Consider the following 20,002-nt stretch of genomic DNA (forward strand, 5'->3'; position numbering starts at 1 on the left):
TTTTCAAATCGATAAGTAGTTATGGAAACTCGACTCGTTCCAATTAGTGAAATTCGCAAAAAAGGAGTATGGCATTTTCAGCCATACTCTCAGGCAGTGCAACGATTAGAGGCAGATTTGGCACAAAGTCAGTTTCCAGTAATTAAGTTGCAGGATTTTGTTGATAATGCCAAACGAGGATTTATCCAGAAAAGCATTGGAGAGACTGATGGCGTTCTGCTGATTCGGCCTATAAATTTGACTCCAATTGGTCTCGATCTTTCTGAGGTTGCTTATATTACCCCAGCAGATCATAATAAACTCCCACAAACACAGCTTCAAGCTGGTGATGTTATCATCAGCTTAGTTGCACCATCACAACAAACAATCGCGGCTGTTTATACAGAAGATCGACCTGCTAATATTACTAATAATTTAGCTCGTCTGCGACTAAAATCTAACATCGATCCTGCTTATCTAGCTTATTATCTCAATTCTAATCTCGGAAGAAACTTAGTGGAATCTCAGATGACTGGTTCCGTTATTCGCACAACTAACCTTAGTTCATTATTAGAACTTCCAGTTGTATATCCATCGCTAGATAAACAGCACCAGATTGTATTATACGTGCAAAACCTTCAGCAAAAAGCAATCCAGCTATCGAAACAGGGTGCTAATCTTCAAGCTGAAGCTCGTCAGATGTTCGATCGCGTGTTAAAGGAGGAAGCAGCATGAATCTATTTGCAGATGTACCAGAAAATGGCAAAACTGATTTACCTTATCGCGCTCGTTACAAAGTCTTATTTGATGGATCTCAGTCTGAATTAAAATCGATCTTATTGAAATTTTTATCAGAACTAAATGCCCAATATTTAGATTCAGATGAAGATGACAGCCATTTTCGCTGGAATCCGATCGAAGACCAATGGGAATTGTCGGCTATTTTGCAGGAAGATCTGGAATTATCACTTTCGATCTACTGGTCATCAATAAATAACTCTCCGGTTGAAGTTACCTTCGATCTGGATTCCCCAACTCCGATAGAGATTCCGATTGAAGGACTGTTTTTTGAACCCGCTAAAACAGTCTTTCCCTCGATCCGATTAGTCTATAACTTTCTGTATCGATCGAAAATAACCACTACAAAACCACGAGAAATATCGGATTTCCCAGCAAATCGACAGTGGCTTAAAGATCATCGTCTCCAATATCGGGGGAAGTGGGTGGCATTACAAGAAGGGCATCTCTTAGCCGAAGCACCGTCAGCAAATGAACTGCTCCAGAAACTGGACTCGATTCAACATGTCCTTCTGACAGCGGTTTACTAATAATGCTCCAATTTTCAGACGGTGAAACCTTTGCAGTTGGAGCCATTCAATATATTTATGCACCCGCTACAGAAAATGAAACAACTAACCGGATCAAATTACCGATCCTCCTGGAGATCGAAAAATCTGTTGAAGTTCTGGCTGTTTTGGATACAGGTGCACCTTATCCGATTCTCGATCCTACAATTGCTAAAGCGATCGGATTTAGTTCAGAGTTAGCGATCGAAAGAATCTCGATGTTGGTTCGAGGTATAAAACTGGAAGGAAGTTTAATTCGATTAAATATTACACTGGTAGCCGATCGAGGACAAAATCTCACCGTTGATGCGACAACATTCGTTCCTGATTCTGAATTTGCATGGGATAATTTCCCCTGCTTTATTGGGCTATCGGGATTTTTAGAAAGAATCCGCTTTGCGATCGATCCCAACACTGATACCTTTTACTTTGGATCTCTATGAAACTTGGCAGTAAATACTATCCATTGTTTCAACATTTACAGCAATGCGATCGAGAAGAAATTACACTATTATTTGCTGAAATTGAAACTTTGCTGGGTTGTTCTCTACCTAGCTCCGCATTCAGCAAGAAAAACTGGTGGAGCAATCGAGACAGTGCCAGTGCCCTACAAGCTGGAGCTTGGATTAATGCCAGCTACCATATTAAATCAGTCGATCTAGCCCAACAATCTGTCACCTTCCACAAATTTCGGGCACAGTATAATATCCAACGCAAAGACGGCGAAATGCTTTGGCAACAAGATGCTATTAAAGCACTTCGCAAACACATGGGCTTAACCCAAGCTAAATTTTCACAGGAAATCGGCGTTCGCAGACAAACTGTCAGCGAATGGGAAAATGGCGCATACGATCCCGATCGATCCACAACAAAATTTCTGGAACTCATTGCCAAACAATCTGACTTCCAAGCCCCAGTCTCAGAAGAACTATAGAAATATCTTGACTAATGTCCGTTGAGCGTTCATAATATTCAGAGAGTTCGGATGTACTCCTGAAATAGACCTTTTATTGGTATCCTCTATGAGCAATGTAAATACTCTTCCAAAAGCTCTTTTCCTCTCACCAGATGGCAAAATTTATCCTGATAATCTAATTTGCTCCGGCACAATCTCAGGTGAACTAGACGGGCAACCATGCCCCTATTCTCAAAATGGACGATTGCCCGATCCCATTTCTCTCGATCGAACAGACTCCAACTATAGTCTCGATAAAGGCAATCCAGGAGATCTATGTCCTCCCTGTGCCAAACAGCAACTTGCTAATTTGGGACATTGGCAAGGACACGATCGACAAAATTTTCCAGAAGAGCTTTTACCACTGCGTCTATTTAAGTGCCGAAGATGGTTATGGCTAGTTATTCCAGGATTGCACGATGCCGAGCCAACTAAAATAACGATCGATGGCTAAATCCAAAAATCCATTCGTTCAAGCCACAATTCAACAACATCAACTCAAATTAGCAGTTTATGAGCCTGAAGCTAAGGAGGTCGTCAAATGGCTAAATATTCATTAGAAAATATCTATGTTGAAAGCAGTTCTGTTCGATTTAGACGGTACACTGCGCGATCGGTTTGCAGTATCGACCATGTTAAGCAACTTTACTATGCTGGTTTACCAGAACTAAATCCGAGTAAAATAGTTCCAATCGGCCCAAAGTTAAATTTTGACTTACCTGGCGATCGAAATTTGAATTTCTAGCCTCTTTTATCGATTTCAACCAACACCCCATTAATGTTCGGTGTTAGATCGACAATTTGTATTTTGGTTCAAACGTTAAAAATGAGTTTAGATCGGGAAGTCTAAGTATAGACACTATACTTTTGAGAGATTCTAGATATGTTCGATGATTTCGATTTGCTATTAATTGCCAAGTTTGCGATCGGGGAGTTACTAATTGGCATCATTTCTGGAATAATTTTCAAGCTGGTAATAAAATTTAATGCCGATCGAGATAGTAATTGTCAAATATTTGAATCTAAAGCATATAGTTCGATCGAGTTTGGAAAATTTGCTCCCAGACATTTTGGAGATGCTTTTTTATTTTCTCCCGAATTCGTAATTGTGAGATCGTCAAACGGTGAGGTTATTAGTGAAAAGTTTCTCACTTTTTTAGGAGCTTCATCAAAGTTTGTGTATGAGAATGGGATATCCAAAGGCGGCGATTTTTTAATTTTCACATATCCAGTATATCTTTCCACAGTAATACTTCCAATTATCGTTGGCTTTTTTCCTTCGCTCTTACCTTTTATTGGTAAGTTTTTCAGTCCGCTTCTCTACTCTGGTATAGCTTGGCTATTCTTAACATTTTTGCTTCAGGCACTAATTGGATTACTGAGACAAACTTTAAGTAATCTAGAACCAAGATAAATCTATTGTGGTTGTATCGATCGGAAACCCAACCCATTCGCCGAGCGATACTTGACGAGCTTTGATTTTACATTCGTGTGGTTCAAACGATCGGTAGAAAGTCTACTAATAGTTATCGATTTTTCATTCTATAAACAGATCGAGATCGTCTAAAACTTCAGGAATAGTCTTGTATCGAATTCTTAGAGAATCTTCTACCATTCTGTTTAAAATACTTACCAATCGATCGCTAAATTGACAATAATTTTCCCATAAATACTTTCCAGTTGCTGGGTTCATCGGTATGTCACGTAAAGAAATACCGATCGATAGTTGAATTCCCATTAATCCAGTTGCATAAATATCGCTACTAAACTGCGGATTGCCTGCTAAGAATTCTGAAGACCAAGTGCGCGGAGTCGAACAAGGCACACCAGACACATGTGATTTTTTAGGGATACTATCAGCGCATTCATCATACATGGTACGATAGCATTTTTCATCAATGTTGCCATAGTAGATAAACATTAATTTAAAATCGCTATCTCTGCGAATAATCTGATTTGCCTCGATCGATTTATGGATGATATTGCGATCGTGTAATAATTGCAATTCCGTCAATATCTCTTTTATTAACTTCGCGATATCAAGTTCGGATGGTTGAAAATTGGCTAGTTCTTCAGAGATCGTCTTCCCTTCTATATACTCGGAAATTAAATAAAAATTGCTACCTGCCTTAACATAATCTATTAGTTCCGGTATGAGGTCGCAGGAGTCAGTTAATTTAACCAATCTTGCTGTTTCCAGTCCAATAAAGTTGGTAATCTCATTCAAATATACCGATCTATTAGTTTTGAATTGGATATGTTTGATAACTACGCATCGTTCTCTCTTGATATCTATTGCCAAATAACTGCTATCGCTCAACACCTGTTCTAATCGATAGCGATTGTTAAATATCTGACCCAAGTTCGATCGATTTATAGCTTCTAGACTTATCGCTCCCGATTCCTCTTTTTCATCTAGCTGTTTTGAAGCAAAAATTCTCTTGAAAAACACGATCGTAAATACCTTGCTGCCATAATATATATTCGCATCGAAAATCCAGAAGATCCGATCGAACCTTCTAGATAAAATATTCACTCGCTCACCATCTGATTTTCCTGACGTAAATAAGCTTCGATAAATTCATCAATTTCGCCATTCATTACATCGCCAACAGCAGTTGTTTCCACACTCGTGCGGAGATCTTTCACCATTTGATATGGATGAAACACATAGTTACGAATTTGCTGACCCCAAGCAGCTTCAACCATATCGCCGCGAATTTCAGCGATTTCTTTGGTTTTTTGCTCTTGGGCGATAATTAGTAATTTCGCTTTGAGAATTACTAGAGCTTTCTCCTTATTTTGAAGCTGGCTGCGCTCTTGCGTACAACGCACGGCGACCCCTGTGGGCTTGTGAACGATCCGCACGGCTGTTTCCACTTTATTCACATTTTGCCCGCCCTTACCGCCCGCGCGGGTGGTGGTGATTTCCAAATCGGTATCGGGGATATCGAGTTGTACAGAATTATCGATTAGGGGCATTACTTCTACGCCTGCAAAACTCGTTTGCCGTTTGTCGTTGGCATTGAAAGGCGAGATTCTGACCAGACGATGGGTGCCTTTTTCGCTGCGAAGATAACCGTAGGCATACTTACCTTCAATTTCCAGGGTGGCAGATTTTAATCCGGCTTCTTCTCCTTCGGAGATTTCGGCAAGCTGGACTTTAAATTTACGATCCTCTGCCCAACGGGTGTACATCCGCAAGAGCATCTCAGCCCAATCCTGGGCATCCGTACCCCCAGCCCCGGCATTGATTGTAAGAACTGCCCCCTTCGCATCATATGTCCCTGATAATAACTGTTCTAATTCCCAGCGATCGAGTTCTATACCGACCTGGGAAAGGTTCTGTTTGGCTTCTTGTCCTAAAGCTTCGTCTGGCTCTAGTTCTAGCAGTTCTAGGGCGGTTTGGGCATCGGCTACGCTGCTTTGCCAGTTTTGAAATTGCGCTAAGTGCGACTTGTAATCATTAAGTTCTTGCATGGCAGCTTGAGCCACATTTTGGTTTGCCCAAAACTCTGGCTGGGCGGCGACTTTTTCTAAGTCTTGAATTTTGGCTGTCAGTGCGGGAACGTCAAAGATACTCCTGGGTCTTGCCCAGGCGATCGGTCAGCGTGTTAATATCGCGTTTGATGTCTACTAGGTCGATCGTCATTTAGGCTTTAGGCTTTAGGTTTTAGGCTTTAGGTAGGATCTTTTGTAGGTTGGGTAGCGGATGCGATCCGGTCGGGTTTCCCGACCATGGAAGCGCACCAAGCAGAGCGATAGCGAAACCCAACAGCTAGAGATTCTGACCTCTATCTACATTTCTCGCTCGTAGTCTTGGAGGACATCCATGAGTCGGGCTTGAGCGGTGACGGGGATGAGGTTGAGCAGGGAGGTTTTTTGTCTGCCGCCGCCGAGATCGATCGAAATATTCGTCAATATTTCGGTGAGTTTTTCGCCGTTTAAACCGTTATTTAAGCAGGGAAATACTTGCTCGGCGAGGGTGGTGTGCAGTTTGGCATCTTTCAGGTAAAGGTGCCATTTGGCAACATCGATGTAGACTTTATCGCCGATTTCTGCTGCGAGATCTTCGATTTGTTGATTGTTAGCCATCGGTATTAGGGGAGTAATTGGCAATGGTGAAAATGTACAAAGCGTGTGCAAACAAGATCGCCGCCCAGATTCCAGTTACCGAGACAGCCCAGCTCCAATCAGCTCTCTGGAAAATCTTAAAAAACCACAGTCCAGAGTTTGAGGCAGAAAATAGAGCGACATGAAAGGCAAAGGTCATTCTGTCATCTAGTCTACGAAATTCAGGGTCATTTCGATCGGGTTCGCGCGGCCATTTGGGAGGCATAGTTTAGGTTTTAGATTTTAGGTTTTGCGGATCGGAATCTCCGTTGGAGAGGCTACGCCAACGCGCGGAGGTTCCCTCTCGCCAGAGTGTTTCACCAAGCAGGGCTTTAGGGTCAAGCCTTTGTTTATTGTTGGCAATACAGGGAATAATAAAAAGAGGGACTAGCCCTCTTTATTATTATTCTAATCACTAGGGATCGAAATGGGTTTAGGCTTCAACAGTTTCTTCAGCGGTAGCGGCTGGAGTTTCTGCTACTGTTGGTTCTGCTGGGATTTCAGCTTCTTCCATCGCTGATGGAATTTCTTCTTCGGCTAAATCGTCAACAGCTACAGTTGCAACTGGAATCTCGATCGATTCTAAGGGTTGACCGGAAGCTTTAGCTAGTAACATCTCGCGATATTTAGCTGCCATTTCGTCAGCCATTTCATAGACGCGCTCGCGATTTTTGATCATGTCGCCCGGTTCTGGTTCCAATTGCTTGGTAGAGAGCGAGATCCGTCCGCGCTCGGCATCAAGATCGATGATCATTACTTTGACTTCATCGTTGACACCAAACACGCTGTGTGGTGTATCGATGTGATCGTGAGAAATCTCGGAAATGTGGAGCAATCCGCTGACACCACCGATGTCGATAAACGCACCGTAAGGTTTGATGCCGCGTACCGAACCGATCACAACTTCGCCGACTTCGAGGCGATTCATCTTCCGTTCGACCAATGCGCGACGGTGGCTGAGTACCAAACGGTTGCGATCTTCGTCTACTTCGAGGAACTTCAAGGGGAGTTCTTCGTTGACTAATTCTTCTTTAGCTTTGCGGGTGCTGATGTGCGAACCGGGGATAAAGCCGCGTAAGCCTTCAATGCGGACTAACGCACCACCACGGTTGGTGGCAAATACTTGAGAGCGAACTGTCGCATCTTCGGCTTGGAGTTGGCGCACGCGCTCCCACGCCCGCATGTACTCGATCCGGCGGATGGAGAGGGTAAGCTGCCCATCTTCGTTCTCATCAGTGAGGATGAAAAATTCGCGGGTTTCGTTAGACTGTAGTACTTCTTCAGGTTGATCTACACGATTGATAGACATCTCCTGAATCGGGATGTAGGCGGCTGTTTTCGCGCCAATGTCAATCAGAGCACCCCTTGGCTCCAGACTGAATACGGTACCAGCAACGACATCGCCAGGGCTAAAGTGGTAATCGTATTTGTCGAGGAGGGCTGCGAAATCGTCGAGGGTGAAGCCGATATCTGTAGAGGTTGTTTTCTGACTGACCATGCAATAATTATCCTAAGGTTTTCTCGTTCGTAGCTACTTTGCCTCCTGTGGATGCACGCGCACGTTGACTAAATTAAATCAGCTTACTAATGTTTCGCTTACACCTACATATCTCGATCTATCTTGTGAAATTCGATCGAGTTGATATTTAGAGTCCAAACATCGTATTTTAGCACAACGCAGGGCGATCTGGCAGCCTGTTGAGATCGCTAAATTGGCTATTTTTGTGAAATGACAACCGTAAAATCTCCGATCTTGAATCCAAATGCCGTATGTAGATCGATCGAATCTAGACCTCATCTTACTGGAAGATACTGTATGGGTGTTAGTTAGGGAAGTTGGCTTATCTAGTTACGACTTCAATTTGACTCAGTTTTTTGCGTGTCGGCATCCCTGGCAACGTCCAGAGCAAATTCTCGCGATCGGGCGATTTGGAGCGGTATCGAATTATGATGAGCTGTACGCCCAGCTAGCCGCAGAAGGCATCTATTTAATTAACTCGCCAGCGCAACATTTGTGCGCGAGTGAGTTACCCGTTTGGTATCCCTTACTTGCAGGCTTGACACCCGAAAGTCAGTGGTTCTCGACACCGCCGAGTTTTGAATCGATCTCCCAAACTTTAGGATTGCCCTTATTTCTCAAAGGTAGTCGTCAAACCAGCCGCCATCGGGCCGCACTGTCGATTATCCATTCGGCCCAAGAATACGATCGCGCCATTAATATCTACGCCGAAGATCCGATTTTACAATGGCAAGATTTAGTATGTCGAGAATTTGCCAAACTGCGCTCGGTACCATCTAGAGCTACCGAAAAAATTCCCGCATCGTTTGAGTTTCGCACCTTTTGGTGGCGGGGTAAATGCGTCGGGGCGGGGCAATATTGGTCTACCGATTATAACTGGAATCGTGAAGAAGAAATAGCTGGACTCGCGATCGCTCAATCAGCGGCATTACGCTTGAATTTACCATTTGTAGTTATCGATATCGCTCAAACAATCGATGGAGAATGGATCGCGATCGAATGTAACGATGCTCAAGAAAGTGGCTATGCTGCTGTTTCGCCCTTTAGCTTATGGCAAAATATTGTCGATCTAGAATCCGATCGATCTCCTTAATCTCGCGATAACGGATGTTAAATTAGCCGCATATTCTCACTTAGATTAAATTTAGAGATTACTCAACCAGTCAGTCATACCCCAATTTGCATCGATTGTGACGGGAAAGTTGGGAGAATAGTCTAGAATATTCGTAATATCGAGACTGACTACGGTTAGAATCGATCGAGGCTACAGCATCAGACTTCTCCAGATGCGAGATTTGTGGTTTTGATGCAATTACATTAGTATGAAAATACTCGATCGAGCTGCCGCTGCTGAAAACTACTCAAAATTTCCGTTCTTTAGCTCGAACTACCATTTCTAATAACCATAGTGAATATTCTAATTGCGCTATCGATCGGCATGATAGTTGGTGCTATTGCCAGTTATCTATTCTTAAACCGCCGCTATCACCGCAAAATCGCCAAGCTAGAGCGAGTTATCGAACGATATCAAGTCGAGCCAGATCGCAGCGATCCGGCTGTCGATCGCGCACCTAATGTTAAATTAGAGCCAATTATTCACAGTGGTAAACTTGCTGCGGGACAGATTATCAAGGCGAGTGTTGTTGAAGTAGATAGTACCGCGCTCCAAGAATTTTTAAAAACCAGAGGCATCCAAATCAAGAGTATTCCACCGAGACAAGAATGCGACGATATTCTCGATCGACTGGCGATGTTTATGGGTAATCGCTATAGTTCGATCGAGAAGTTATACGCGCGGATTAAATCGAATATGGATCGGGGTTACTCTTTTACGATTAACCTTAAAAATTTACCCCAAGAACAGATTGCTAATATCTGTCAACTGGCAACGAGACTGCACGATCTGACCTTTTTAGAAGAATATCGCTACCAAAAATCTCCACATTTTATTCTGTCTGCCAAACCCAGTCGCAATCCTAAAGCTCTCAGTTTTTTTTCGGGGCAATGGCTGGAAAGATTTGTGAAAGATCGGACGATCGAAGCCATCCGCAAAACACATTTAGAATTGCAATACTCGTACTTGTTAAACCCACAAATTATTTTACCAAACGGCGACGACTTTGAATTAGATGCTATTTTCAAAATTGGCAATCATATCTTTTGGTTTGAAGCAAAGACGGGTAATTATCAAAGGTATCTAGAAAAATATGCCAAGATATCTTCGGTTTTAGGCTTAGATCGAGAACATACTTTCATGATTTTAACTGATATTTCGGAAACATCAGCACAGGAGCTATCTGCATTGTTTCAGATGAAAGTAGTTAATATCGAAAGTTTTGTAGAACATCTCGATCGCGCTTTTGAAAAGTTACGTTCCGTGTCTTGAAATAAATTATAAGACAGGTAAACGATTGTGCCGCGTCACTCAATAGAAATCCAAAAATATCTTTATACTTCTCGAACGTAAAAGCTTACTCCAACTCAGATTTTGCTTGGCAGTGAAAATACCGATCTAGAAAAAATGCTAAAACTTCAAAGATTGGCAATTTGTATACTAAAATAACTCTATCGATAATAATTGTTTTCAAACTATATGCAAGAGATAGATCGATGTTCGGGTATGGGTAGACAAAATTGGATGTGGGCATACACTAAATATTGCCTAGCCGTACCAAATAATTTACTAAAGCATCATCAAAGTCTAGTCCAGATCGGTAGAGGATTATTAGTGGCGATCGTGTTATCGTGTGGATCTGTTTCGGCGATCGCTGCACCACCAGTCGCCATTTCTGACACGGAAATTTCTAAACTAGCCAAAGAATCAACAGTTAAGATTACTGCCCCATCAGTGGTGTTTTCGGGCACGATCGTGTATCGAAATAACAATGTTTATACCGTAGTCACATCGGCAGCTAACTTTAAAGCCAACCCTCAAACTAGATACTTCGCTACTTCAGTAGATAATCGCGTTCGATCGGTTACTGGCGTAAAATTTCTGGGTAAAAATCTCGATTTAGCCATGTTCCAATTTAGTTCGGGGCGTACCTATCGCGTCGCTATTTTGAGTAAGCAAATCGATACGCTCAAACCGGGTGCAACAGTATATGTCTCTGGCTATGGTTACTCTAATTCAACCACGATCGATCCTGATAAAGCATTGTTTAATATCACTGTTGGTAAATTAATAACTAACTCATCTCAACCGATCGATAATACTGGCTATTCGCTCGTATATAATAATGCCACTTTACTCGGACAAGGCGGCGGAGCGGTATGGAACGATCGCGGTGAAGCAATTGGCATTCATAGCGATGGCGATCTTAGTAATGAGGTGGTGACTTCACCCATCAATCCAGCTATTCGCCAAATCAAAGCCAAGCGGAAAGGGATTTCGATCGATACCGTGAGGAAGTTATTAGCTGAAGACCCTAATTTTCAGGGGTTATAAGTATTAATTTTCCGGAATAACCGATCGGTAACTAGTAGTTTAAGTATTCATCAATCACCATCGATATATGTCCAAATATCTGTTACCATTAGTCTGTTTGAGTGCTGCACTTATTCCCTGTCAAGTTGCCGTATCCGCACCAACAAGCAAGGCGGCGATCGCTAAAATTGCCCGACAATCAACCGTGAGAATTATTAGCTCGGTAGATACTTATGGTTCGGGGGTAATTATTCAAAAACAAGGGAATATTTATACATTACTAACTGCCAAACATGTAGTTGCAAAAAAAGGGAAAATATATCCTAAATTGACAGCGATGGCGGCTAATGGTAGTCCGATCGTCATTAAAGATGTGCGGTTAGCAAGTAAAGATGTCGATCTGGCGATCGTTAAATTTACCAGCAATAATAACTATCCCGTGGCTAAATTGGCGCGCAACTCCGATGAAATTGTCGAAGGAATGGCGGTATATGTTTCCGGTTATCCCTTAGGTACAAATGCCAAGCAAGCGATTTATAGTTTTCTGGCGGGGAAAGTCGCTGCAAATAGCTCTCAACCTGTGAATGCTTACGGTTACTCGATGGTGTATAGTAATGAGACACTGCCCGGACAAAGTGGTGGACCAGTCTGGAACGATCGCGGTGAAGTAGTAGCGATTCATGGCATGGGTGATGTCGATTCGCGCTTTTTGGAAGAAAGTGGCAGTCGTCAGGGTAGGGTAAAAACGGGTTTTAATCTGGGAATCGGGACTAATATTCTGCTGCGCCAAGCTAAAAATCTGCGATTAGCAGGCTTCCCCTCAGCACCAATCGTTAGATCGACACCGATCGATGATGCGATCGTCAATGCGCGAGTAAAATACGAGCAGGGCGACTATGCTGGTGCGATTCGCGATTACGATCGCGCGATTCAACTCGATTCCAATCGATCGGAAGTTTATACCCTACGCGGCGGTACGCGATTGACTGGTATCAATCGCAAATTGTTGACTTTAGTCGCGCGCGAATTGAAGACAGGGAATACCGACACTGGCAATATTTTTGACTCGACTGTCTATCAACGATTTCGCAATGAGTATAATTTAGTCCTCGCCGACTATGAAAAATCGGCACAATTAGAACCCCAAGATTTGGGCGCGCAATTTGCATTGGCTGGATCTGCGGATATTTATAATAAATTGGGCGAATATCCTAAAGCATTAGAAAGAATCGATCGAGCGATTGAATTTACGTCCAATTCAGATACTTTTTACGCTCAACGTGCCATTATTCATTCATCAATAGGCAACTACGATAAATCGCTATTAGATTGGGATCGCGCAATCGCCATTAAACCGAATTTTGTCGAATATCGGTTGCAAAAATATTTTATCCATAATAATCGCCAGCAATATTCTCAAGCAATCGCCGAACTCGATAAAGCGATCTCTATCGATCCAAATCGCAGCTATTTTTTCAGTACGCGAGCGACGACTAAATTTTTCAAACTTAAAGACGATCCGGGCGCAATTGCCGATATCTCTGCCGCAATTAGCCTCGCCGAGAGCGGTAAAGCCAGCGACGATCGCAATGCAGATCGTCGATATACCACTCCTAAAGAACGATTGGCGGACTATTATATCAGCCGCAGTCTGTTTCATTCGATCAAAAATAGGTATGTGCCAGCATTAGCAGATTTAGAAAAATCGAGCGCGCTCGATCCGAATAATTATCAGACTTACTTCAATAGAGCCTTTATTTACAACCGTACCGATCGCCAACAATTAGCTTTAGCAGATCTCGATCGCGCGCTGAAATTAGCCCCAAAATCTGCTGATGTTTATAATTTGCAAGGTAATGTCTATCGCAAACTCAAACAATATCCGCAAGCAATTACCAGTTTTACCAAGGCGATCGAAATCGTTAAAAGTAAATCCGAGCTGCAAAACGATTTAGAATCGTACTCGATCGCGCGGGCAGAAATATATAATCTCGATCGTCAGTACGAGCTAGCAATTGCCGACTATACCCAAGCAATTAAACTCAATCCTAAAGTCAGCAACTATTATGCTTCTAGGGGTAATGTCTACTACAATCTCAAACAATATCGATCGACAATTACCGATTTGGATCGGGCAATTGCGTTGACACCTAACGATCCTCTTTCATATATCTTCCAAGGCTCTGCTTATCTGGAAATCGAACGCGCCGATTTAGCCATCAAACCCCTCCAACAGAGCCTCACCCTCATCGCCAAAGATCCGAGCAATTACTCTAACCTCCAGGCAAATGCACTTGCCAATCTGGGTGCAGCCCAATATCTCACCAAAAATGCTAGTGCTACCGAAACACTCGATCGCGCCCTGAAACTCGATGCCGAGCTACCCAAAGCATGGTACTATCAAGGGCTAATCAAAGCCGATCGTGGTAATCTCGAAGGTGCAATCGGCGATTTAGAACGCGCTAGCAAACTCTATCTTGAGTATAAATCCACCGCCAAATATCAACTCGTTCAAGCCAAACTCCAACAATTAAGAAAAAAGTAGGCTCGGTAAAGTGACATTGCATTAACCGCGCAGTCTATTTTCGATCGATCTTTGTATATTAACAGTCGCAATTACTTATCTCTATGGGTTATTTAGAAACTGCTGCCGCGTTTTACAGTGAAGTTGCCCAAACGCCAGAAATTGGCTTGTGCTGCGTGCAGAGTAGTCCGCTGCAATTGCCAGGATTGCACATTCCCGACATCATGCAAGAGATGAACTATGGCTGCGGTAGCACAGTCCATCCATCGGAGCTGATAAACGAGCCAACGGTGTTGTATGTGGGCGTAGGTGGCGGTTTAGAGGCTCTCCAGTTCGCTTATTTTAGTCGGCGGAAGGCGGGGGTCATCGCGATCGATCCCGTGGCTGATATGCGCGATGCGGCGGCGCACAATCTCAAATTAGCCGTTGAGTCTAACCAGTGGTTCGATCTGAATTTTGTGGAAATTCGATCGGGCGATGCGTTTGAATTACCAGTACCCGATGCTTCGGTGGATGTCGTCGCTCAGAATTGCCTGTTTAATATCTTTGAACCTGCGGATCTCGATCGAGCCTTAGCCGAAGCTTATCGTGTACTGAAACCGGGTGGTAGACTGCAAATGAGCGATCCGATCGCTACCCGTCAGATCCCGTTACACTTACAGCAAGACGAACGCTTGCGAGCGATGTGTTTGTCTGGCGCGATGACTTACAACGAGTACACCCAGCGAATTATCGCCAATGGTTTCGGACAAATCGAAATTCGCGCGCGCCGTCCCTATCGCTTATTAGATGCACCTACCTATCAGCTCGACGAGCATTTGTTATTAGAAAGTCTCGATTCGGTGGCATTTAAGGTACCGATGCCTGAAGATGGCGCGTGTATTTTTACCGGGAAGACGGCTATTTATGCAGGTAAGGAAAACGTGTTCGACGACCGAGCTGGGCATATTTTACCACGCGGCATCCCTGCGGCAGTCTGCGATAAAACAGCCGCAAAGCTGTTAGCTTTATTACCAGATGAATGCATAGTCACTCCTTCGACTTGGCACTATCAGGGTGATGGGTGTTGTTAGGGTAGAGATGGGAACCTAACTTTAAGAGCACTATCAAAATTAGATCGGCGATTTGGATGAAACTATCCGGTTCTAGCTTGGGCACTCTTGAATTAAGGAGATAACGCCACTCGATAGCTCGACTCGATTTTTTCCGATCTCAGTCGGCTAAGTTTGCGGAAAATCCTGGTAAACACTGTAGCTTATTTAGCAACGATAGCTAGTGTAAGTACTTACTACACAGCCTCTTTCAAGTAGAAATATATGCATAAGGTTTTAATTGCCACTCAATCGATCTGCTGGGGCGCGCTTGCGCTGTCAATATGTAGTTGTAATGCTAATTCTCAGTCTAAATTAGATTCTCAAAGTGTGCCGCCTCAAGAGACTTTAACAGCAACAGCCACCCCAAACGATATCCCGCGATCGACACCAATTATTACATCTTCGCCAACAATATCACCAGCCCCGCAAGTCGTTACAGCAAAACCTGCGGCTCTGGTTGAAGTACCTTATGTCAATCCCCTCAACGCGATTCCACTAGCAGCCAAACAGCAAGTCGCTAATTCTAACTCAGATACTCCGCCAGTCGATCGACTTACCAAACAACCCACCAGCGATCTAACTCCCAACTCAAATCTCCCATCCGCTGCTTGTCGATCGTTTCCTTGCCTGATCTTGAGTCAAGATTCCGATCGAGCTTTAAATAAATTTAATAACCCAGTTTATAAATTAACTGCTTATCGCGATCGCACAGCCAATTATATTTTCCAATTCGATGCTGTCACTGGTAGAGGATTTACTCAATCTAAAAATCGTTACAAAAGTAATACCGAAGCTCCTTTACCCGATGGCTCGTATGCCATCGCCGCTAGAGTGGTGAAAGGCACTATTGCGGAAGTAGGTGGGACAATGGTGCCGATTTTTCCCAAGCCAGGTTTCGATCGACGCATGAGAAGAACGGCACTCGGCATTCATTGGGATCCTAGTTTCGAGAAAGATGCCAAAGAAGATGGTACATCAGGTTGCATCGGGCTAACAAGCAAACAGCATTACTACCAAGTCAAAAATTTCGTCCTCAAATATCGTCCTCGCTCTTTGGAAGTCCAAATCGATCGATAGATAAATGAGTGCGGATCCATAATCCATAATCAATTAAATAGGCGTAAACAATGAAAACTCAAATCATCGCTCGAACAATGTTGTTAGCAATGCTAACCGGATTATCTGTCACCGCCACCCCTGGGTTCGCTCAATCTGGCCCTGGCAATTATGGTAGTGTCAATACAGCTTATAGTTGTAGCCGTGATGGCGATACAATTAATCTTCGCAGTCGCCCCGGTCAGCAATTTAAAGTATTGAGAAAAATTCCATCTGGTAAGCCAGTTGTTTTAATTGGAGTTTCTAGAACAGTCGATAATTACACTTGGCAAAAAGTTAATTTCTACGGGGCAGTCGGCTGGGTTAGAGGTGACTTTTTATGTAGTTAATTAAATAGTCCCGAATTCTCTAGAGAATTCGGGACTATTTCGATTTAAGACTATAAATCAAACAATTGCTAGAGAGGTAATTGGATCGGAAATAGTTGCCGACGGTGCTTGAAATTCACCTGTCGCAACAAATTCCAATCGCAGTTTAAACCACGTAATAAATTGTTTGTTAGTCGAAATAATTGCCGTAGCTGGCTGCGGAATTTTGGCTTTGACACTAGCTAATTCTGGTGCATCCAAAAAAGCAGGTCGATCGACAAACCAGAAGTCAATTTCTTTTTGTTGTTCTTGATAATTACGGACTCGCTCGGCAAACACCTCATCGAGATCTTCTTCTTCTCTCAAAAATCTTTGACTGGCGACTAAGTAGTAATAAGTTTGCATATAGGTTTTAGGTTTTAGGTTTTAGGTCTTAGGTTTTAGGTTTTAGGTTTTAGGGGAAAGGGGAAAGGAAATAAGCTCGATCGTTTTTCTCTTCTCCCATCTCCCATCTCCCATCTCTAGTAATTAACGCCTAACATGGCGGCTTTCATTTCGCGGATGGCGCGATCGATCCCGACGAGTACCGATCGACTGATGATACTATGACCGATATTCAATTCTTCCATACCGGGCAGGCACGCGATCGGGCGGACATTCCAATAAGTTAGTCCGTGTCCGGCATTCACCCGCAATCCAGCGGCGATCGCCAGTTTGCAGCCTTGAGCCAAACTAGCTAGCTCCTGCTGCACCAAAATTGGCTCTTTAGCCTCGGCATAGCGTCCGGTGTGTAATTCGATAAATTTAGCATTTACCTGGGCTGATGCGGCAATTTGGGCAGGTTCTGGGTCGATAAATAGGCTCACTGGAATCGATGCCGATTGTAACTTATCTACTACCGCTTTGAGCCGATCGAGTTGTCCGGCAATATCTAATCCGCCCTCCGTCGTTACCTCTTCCCGTTTTTCCGGTACGAGCGTTACGTAGTCGGGTTTTACCTCTAGCGCAATTTGTACCATCTCCGCCGTCGCTGCCATTTCTAAATTCAGGCGCGTGCGGACGGTTTCGCGCAACAGTCGAATATCCCGATCCTGCATGTGGCGGCGATCTTCGCGTAAATGCGCTGTAATTCCATCGGCACCAGCTAATTCAGCCAATACCGCAGCAGCGATCGGATCTGGCTCAACAGTGCGACGAGCTTGCCGAATCGTCGCCACATGGTCGATATTTACCCCAAGCGTTAGCAATTTTCCATTCTCCCCATACGATTTTGGTATAAATTTAAGATTAGCTAGCACCTCGTACTAGCACATCGAGTTACAGAATGGTAAAATTCTGGATTAATTTGTGAGTATTGTGTAAATATATAGGCTAACATTAGCCAGTACCAGAAGGAGGACTGTTTCTTGTCTCGTAGATATCTTTTTACTTCGGAATCCGTGACGGAAGGTCACCCTGACAAAATCTGCGATCAGATCTCTGATACAATTTTGGATGCATTGCTCGCTCAAGATCCTTACAGCCGGGTTGCAGCAGAAGTCGTAGTCAATACCGGACTCGTCCTGATCACTGGTGAAATTACGACCAAAGCGACTGTCAACTACATCGATTTAGCTCGTGCGAAGATCGCTGAAATTGGCTACACCAATGCCGATAATGGCTTTTCTGCCAGCAGTGCTTCGGTGCTGATTGCCTTGGATCAACAATCGCCAGACATCGCTCAAGGTGTTAATACAGCCAAAGAAAATCGCGACGATTGCACCGATATTTTCGACCAAACTGGTGCTGGCGATCAAGGAATTATGTTCGGGTATGCTTGTAACGAAACACCCGAACTAATGCCATTACCGATTAGTTTGTCTCACCGCGTCGCGCGTCGCCTAGCGGCCGTTCGTAAGACTGGCGATTTGCCCTATCTGCGTCCTGATGGCAAAACCCAAATTACCGTCGAATACAAGAATGGCGTACCTGTCGGTATCGATACCATCTTAATTTCGACTCAACACGATGCAGCCATCGGTAATATTACCGATGATGCTGGCGTACAAGCCAAAATCAAAGCCGATCTTTGGACATCTGTAGTCCTACCCGTATTCGCCGACTTAGATGTTAAACCTGACGACAAAACACATTTCCTCGTCAACCCGACTGGTAAATTTGTAATTGGCGGCCCTCAAGGCGATGCTGGTTTAACCGGACGTAAAATTATTGTCGATACCTACGGCGGTTATTCTCGTCATGGTGGCGGTGCTTTCTCCGGTAAAGATCCCACCAAAGTCGATCGATCTGCGGCTTATGCTTGCCGTCACGTCGCCAAAAATATTGTTGCGGCTGGCTTAGCTGCTAAGTGTGAAGTTCAACTCAGCTATGCGATCGGCGTTGCCGCTCCCGTGAGTATTTTAGTTGAAACTTTCGGCACTGGCATCATTAGCGACGACCAACTTTTTGAACTGATCGAAGAGCAGTTTGAATTGCGTCCAGAGGGAATTCTCGCCACCTTCAACCTGCGGAATTTACCAAAAGAACGCAACGGTCGTTTTTATCAAGATGTTGCCGCCTACGGTCATTTTGGTCGCGATGACTTAGATTTACCTTGGGAGAAAACCGACAAAGCCGCTACGCTCAAAGCGGCGGCGGCGAAGTTTTTAGCGACTGCATAGTTAGCATTATCTCTATTAAATCTATAAATAATGGGTAGGGGTAATTCATGAATTACCCCTACCCATTATTTGTAGATTATTCCGATTGAGATTTGAATGACTGTAAATCCTCAATGCCACAATTTTGGAGATCGAAAACTCCAGCCGTAGAAGTCATATTAAACTGGAGTGGCACGATCGTAATATAGTTATCTTTAATCGATCGCACGTCGGTTTCAATTTCTGGCGGGAGATGCAAATGTTCGGGTTGCTCAACATCTTGCAAGACTTCCCCAGATAACCAGTAATAAGTCTTCCCGCGCGGATCGACGCGCTTTTGAAATGTATCGAAATAGCGTCTGATTCCCTGTCGGGTAATTTTAACGCCCGCAATTTCCGCCGCTGGTACGGGGGGAATATTCACGTTTAATAATAACGCTTCGGTTAATGGTCGATCTGCTAAGTGTGCGACTAAATCTCTGGCAAAATCCGCTGCGGGTTGAAATTCTTTACAACTGAAACTAGTCAGGCTGAAGGCGATGCTCGGAATACCCTCGATCGTCCCTTCCATCGCCGCAGACACCGTGCCAGAGTACAAAACGTCAGTTCCTAAGTTCGCACCGTGATTGATGCCAGAGAGGACGAAATCGGGGAAACTGTCGAGCAAGGCTCCGAGAGCTAATTTGACGCAATCGGCGGGAGTACCCGAACAAGACCAAGCCTTCACGGTATGATGAAAAATTCCAGTTACTGCTTCGGCTCGAATCGGATCGTGCAGCGTCAAACCGTGTCCGGTAGCAGATCGCTCGCGATCGGGACAGACTACAATTACTTCATGTCCGGCGAGTGCGAGTGTATCTGCTAATGTCTTAATGCCTAAAGCGAAGATCCCATCATCGTTACTGATTAATAATTTCATGCGGATCTATGCGAGATGGGTGCTGATGTCTTTTTAGCACATCCACGCCACATCTCGATCGGC

23 protein-coding genes are annotated in these 20,002 nt (G+C 43.9%); 15 read left to right on the forward strand and 8 right to left on the reverse strand.

All coding sequences use genetic code 11. The features are described 5' to 3' along the window. Nucleotides 1–21: 21 nt before the first annotated feature. The 7 genes from RMO79_RS20695 (at nucleotide 22) to RMO79_RS20725 (ending at nucleotide 3,694) form a co-directional block, all read left to right on the forward strand. A complete protein-coding gene (locus RMO79_RS20695; protein ID WP_310485159.1) occupies nucleotides 22–714 on the forward strand; it encodes a restriction endonuclease subunit S in 693 nt (230 codons plus the stop codon). Next, nucleotides 711–1,307, forward strand: coding sequence for a hypothetical protein (locus tag RMO79_RS20700; protein ID WP_310485160.1), 597 nt, complete (start codon nucleotides 711–713; stop codon nucleotides 1,305–1,307). The genes RMO79_RS20695 and RMO79_RS20700 overlap by 4 nt, the downstream gene beginning before the upstream one ends. Before the next feature lie 2 nt (nucleotides 1,308–1,309). Then, nucleotides 1,310–1,768, forward strand: a complete 459-nt coding sequence (locus RMO79_RS20705; RefSeq protein ID WP_310485161.1) for a hypothetical protein — start codon at nucleotides 1,310–1,312, stop codon at nucleotides 1,766–1,768. Next, entirely contained in the window at nucleotides 1,765–2,259 is a 495-nt protein-coding gene (locus RMO79_RS20710; RefSeq protein WP_310485162.1) for a helix-turn-helix transcriptional regulator, read from the forward strand. The genes RMO79_RS20705 and RMO79_RS20710 overlap by 4 nt, the downstream gene beginning before the upstream one ends. Before the next feature lie 88 nt (nucleotides 2,260–2,347). Beyond that, nucleotides 2,348–2,734 carry a hypothetical protein gene (locus RMO79_RS20715; protein ID WP_310485163.1) on the forward strand — a complete coding sequence of 129 codons (387 nt, stop codon included), beginning with the start codon at nucleotides 2,348–2,350 and terminating at the stop codon, nucleotides 2,732–2,734. A gap of 87 nt (nucleotides 2,735–2,821) precedes the next feature. Continuing rightward, entirely contained in the window at nucleotides 2,822–3,025 is a 204-nt protein-coding gene (locus RMO79_RS20720; protein ID WP_310485164.1) for a hypothetical protein, read from the forward strand. Between the two features lie 138 nt (nucleotides 3,026–3,163). Further along, nucleotides 3,164–3,694 (forward strand): hypothetical protein, encoded by a 531-nt coding sequence (locus RMO79_RS20725; protein ID WP_310485165.1) that lies wholly within the window; start codon nucleotides 3,164–3,166, stop codon nucleotides 3,692–3,694. A gap of 123 nt (nucleotides 3,695–3,817) precedes the next feature. On the opposite strand, the gene RMO79_RS20730 is transcribed toward RMO79_RS20725, so the two are convergent. The 5 genes from RMO79_RS20730 to RMO79_RS20750 form a co-directional block, all read right to left on the reverse strand. Beyond that, nucleotides 3,818–4,816, reverse strand: a complete 999-nt coding sequence (locus RMO79_RS20730; protein WP_310485166.1) for a protein kinase domain-containing protein — start codon at nucleotides 4,814–4,816, stop codon at nucleotides 3,818–3,820. Then, a protein-coding gene (gene prfB / locus RMO79_RS20735; protein ID WP_310485167.1) for a peptide chain release factor 2 occupies nucleotides 4,813–5,932 on the reverse strand; the annotation gives its coding sequence in 2 pieces (ribosomal slippage) (nucleotides 4,813–5,853 and nucleotides 5,855–5,932; 1,119 coding nt in all). The genes RMO79_RS20730 and prfB overlap by 4 nt, the downstream gene beginning before the upstream one ends. A 146-nt stretch (nucleotides 5,933–6,078) precedes the next feature. Next, on the reverse strand, nucleotides 6,079–6,375 hold the full coding sequence (locus RMO79_RS20740) for a DUF3181 family protein (protein WP_310485168.1): 297 nt from the start codon (nucleotides 6,373–6,375) through the stop codon (nucleotides 6,079–6,081). Next, nucleotides 6,368–6,619 (reverse strand): 2TM domain-containing protein, encoded by a 252-nt coding sequence (locus tag RMO79_RS20745; protein ID WP_295618721.1) that lies wholly within the window; start codon nucleotides 6,617–6,619, stop codon nucleotides 6,368–6,370. Before RMO79_RS20745 ends, RMO79_RS20740 begins: the two co-directional genes overlap by 8 nt. Nucleotides 6,620–6,826: 207 nt before the next feature. Beyond that, complete coding sequence (locus tag RMO79_RS20750) at nucleotides 6,827–7,891, reverse strand: 30S ribosomal protein S1 (RefSeq protein WP_310485169.1); 1,065 nt, start codon at nucleotides 7,889–7,891, stop codon at nucleotides 6,827–6,829. A 265-nt stretch (nucleotides 7,892–8,156) separates the two neighbouring features. Here RMO79_RS20750 and RMO79_RS20755 point away from each other — a divergent pair, with 265 nt between their 5' ends. From RMO79_RS20755 to RMO79_RS20785, 7 genes are all read left to right on the forward strand, one after another. Continuing rightward, entirely contained in the window at nucleotides 8,157–9,005 is an 849-nt protein-coding gene (locus tag RMO79_RS20755) for an ATP-grasp domain-containing protein (RefSeq protein WP_310485170.1), read from the forward strand. Nucleotides 9,006–9,320: 315 nt separating this feature from the next. Then, nucleotides 9,321–10,298, forward strand: a complete 978-nt coding sequence (locus RMO79_RS20760; protein ID WP_310485171.1) for a hypothetical protein — start codon at nucleotides 9,321–9,323, stop codon at nucleotides 10,296–10,298. Between the two features lie 234 nt (nucleotides 10,299–10,532). Next, nucleotides 10,533–11,360: a serine protease gene (locus tag RMO79_RS20765; RefSeq protein ID WP_310485172.1), complete on the forward strand. Its 828-nt coding sequence runs from the start codon at nucleotides 10,533–10,535 to the stop codon at nucleotides 11,358–11,360. A 67-nt stretch (nucleotides 11,361–11,427) separates the two neighbouring features. Then, nucleotides 11,428–13,884 carry a tetratricopeptide repeat protein gene (locus tag RMO79_RS20770; protein ID WP_310485173.1) on the forward strand — a complete coding sequence of 819 codons (2,457 nt, stop codon included), beginning with the start codon at nucleotides 11,428–11,430 and terminating at the stop codon, nucleotides 13,882–13,884. A gap of 83 nt (nucleotides 13,885–13,967) precedes the next feature. Then, nucleotides 13,968–14,936, forward strand: a complete 969-nt coding sequence (gene arsM, locus RMO79_RS20775; RefSeq protein WP_310485174.1) for an arsenosugar biosynthesis arsenite methyltransferase ArsM — start codon at nucleotides 13,968–13,970, stop codon at nucleotides 14,934–14,936. A 243-nt stretch (nucleotides 14,937–15,179) separates the two neighbouring features. Then, nucleotides 15,180–16,034, forward strand: coding sequence for a hypothetical protein (locus tag RMO79_RS20780; protein WP_310485175.1), 855 nt, complete (start codon nucleotides 15,180–15,182; stop codon nucleotides 16,032–16,034). A 50-nt stretch (nucleotides 16,035–16,084) separates the two neighbouring features. Continuing rightward, nucleotides 16,085–16,402 (forward strand): SH3 domain-containing protein, encoded by a 318-nt coding sequence (locus RMO79_RS20785; RefSeq protein ID WP_310485176.1) that lies wholly within the window; start codon nucleotides 16,085–16,087, stop codon nucleotides 16,400–16,402. A gap of 57 nt (nucleotides 16,403–16,459) precedes the next feature. On the opposite strand, the gene RMO79_RS20790 is transcribed toward RMO79_RS20785, so the two are convergent. Then, on the reverse strand, nucleotides 16,460–16,786 hold the full coding sequence (locus tag RMO79_RS20790) for an MgPME-cyclase complex family protein (RefSeq protein ID WP_310485177.1): 327 nt from the start codon (nucleotides 16,784–16,786) through the stop codon (nucleotides 16,460–16,462). Between the two features lie 116 nt (nucleotides 16,787–16,902). Further along, nucleotides 16,903–17,628 carry a pyridoxine 5'-phosphate synthase gene (locus RMO79_RS20795; RefSeq protein ID WP_310485178.1) on the reverse strand — a complete coding sequence of 242 codons (726 nt, stop codon included), beginning with the start codon at nucleotides 17,626–17,628 and terminating at the stop codon, nucleotides 16,903–16,905. A 159-nt stretch (nucleotides 17,629–17,787) separates the two neighbouring features. Here RMO79_RS20795 and metK point away from each other — a divergent pair, with 159 nt between their 5' ends. Then, complete coding sequence (metK, locus tag RMO79_RS20800) at nucleotides 17,788–19,041, forward strand: methionine adenosyltransferase (RefSeq protein ID WP_310485179.1); 1,254 nt, start codon at nucleotides 17,788–17,790, stop codon at nucleotides 19,039–19,041. Nucleotides 19,042–19,117: 76 nt separating this feature from the next. On the opposite strand, the gene surE is transcribed toward metK, so the two are convergent. Continuing rightward, complete coding sequence (surE, locus tag RMO79_RS20805; RefSeq protein WP_310485180.1) at nucleotides 19,118–19,939, reverse strand: 5'/3'-nucleotidase SurE; 822 nt, start codon at nucleotides 19,937–19,939, stop codon at nucleotides 19,118–19,120. Nucleotides 19,940–20,002 lie beyond the last annotated feature (63 nt).

The sequence above is a fragment of the Chamaesiphon sp. VAR_48_metabat_403 genome (assembly GCF_031422475.1).
Taxonomy (GTDB): domain Bacteria; phylum Cyanobacteriota; class Cyanobacteriia; order Cyanobacteriales; family Chamaesiphonaceae; genus Chamaesiphon.